This window comes from Vibrio sp. Vb0667 (assembly GCF_033391095.1).
In genome coordinates this window covers 1-1,339 of the sequence record NZ_JAWPOL010000199.1, presented here as the reverse complement: position 1 = coordinate 1,339, position 1,339 = coordinate 1, and the positions used below count along the sequence as shown (strand labels likewise).

Here is a 1,339-nt window from a genome sequence, read left to right as displayed (position 1 = left end):
TGAGTTGTCAGCTCTGTCTCGACAACATCAACTGGCGTGTAGTGCTGGTAAATCAAGAAACCGTCTTCTGACGTTTCATGATCGTCAGGCGTATCAATATACGCAGTACATGTGTAGCCAATGCTGTAAGTACCCGGGCCAATGTAACCAAACTCGTAGCTGTAGGTTGTATTGCCTTCTTCGTCTTGTGATTCATTCACGTTAGCTACCGCAACTGGCGCGTTGAGTGGAGCTGTCGCGCCCATATCGCCCATGGTTGAGCGATCCATGGAACCCGCATACAGGTAAACAGAGTGAACGGCAGGCACATCATGAATCGCGTTCCATGCCGCACTGTCTGCTTCGCAAGCTTGGTATTGCACGTTACTTACCGTGCCAGCGATATGGCCTGAATCTGATGCGTTCACCAAACTTACTGCATTCGAGTTCATGTTCATATGATCTTGGCCGACTGGATCCGCCAGACCTTTACGCAAATCAAACTCTACAACGTAGCTATTGTGCCCAGTATGAACTTTTACATACTGACCTTTTTGGGAAAACTTCAAGCGACCCTGATCGCTGGTATCGGGCTTAAAGCCAAAGCAGCTACCACGACTTGGAACAACAAGACCTTTTACTGAGCCATCAGTTTTTTCGACATACGATAGAGACGTATCATTCAACTGTCGGCCATCTTTCGCGTAAACGCACATGGCGTAATCACCCGGAGCAATTTGTTGTTCGCTAATGATGGTTTTGGCATTTTTTCCTTGATATTCCATCAAATCAACTTGATGTAGAGCGCTGTTCTCTCTTGCGTCTAGCAGAATGTGATCGCCAGTTTGCTCGCCCGTTTCTGGGTCAAAGGGAATTAAAACCACGTCTTTAAATGCTAAGACCACTTTGTTGGCGTCATCCACAGGTGCATCTGAGACACCAAGAGAAAACGTAGCGGATTCTGTATTTGATGAAGAGTCGTCGCCACCGCAGCCAGTCAGTAGTAGACCGCCTGAGATAGCAAGTAGAGGATAAGTGTATTTTTTCATATTGACCTCTTGTGTTTACACTGCCGATAAACATCGAAGATTAGTCTCAGAGTCGAGACCAAATGTCATTGCTTGGTAATGACGGGGTCAATGTAAAAAAGGGAAATTCATAATGTGATATGGATTCCTAAAAGGCTATTTTTTAAATCTATTGCTCAAGTGTAGCAGCGAAGCAGTAACTCCATTAACTTCGGCTCTACTTAGCTAAACAACGTGGTCGCTTGTTAACCACTTTTCCCATTTCTACAAGCACTTTTTTATAAAACTAAGTTCTTATTCGTAGTGAAATGAAGTTGATAATAATCAAAATA

General features: G+C 44.3%; 1 protein-coding gene. It reads right to left on the bottom strand.

Annotated elements, in window-relative coordinates; genetic code table 11:
• The coding region (locus tag R8269_RS24590) for a DUF4382 domain-containing protein (protein ID WP_318222827.1) at positions 1–1,028 on the bottom strand (1,028 nt) is incomplete at its 3' end.
• Between the last annotated feature and the right edge of the window lie 311 nt (positions 1,029–1,339).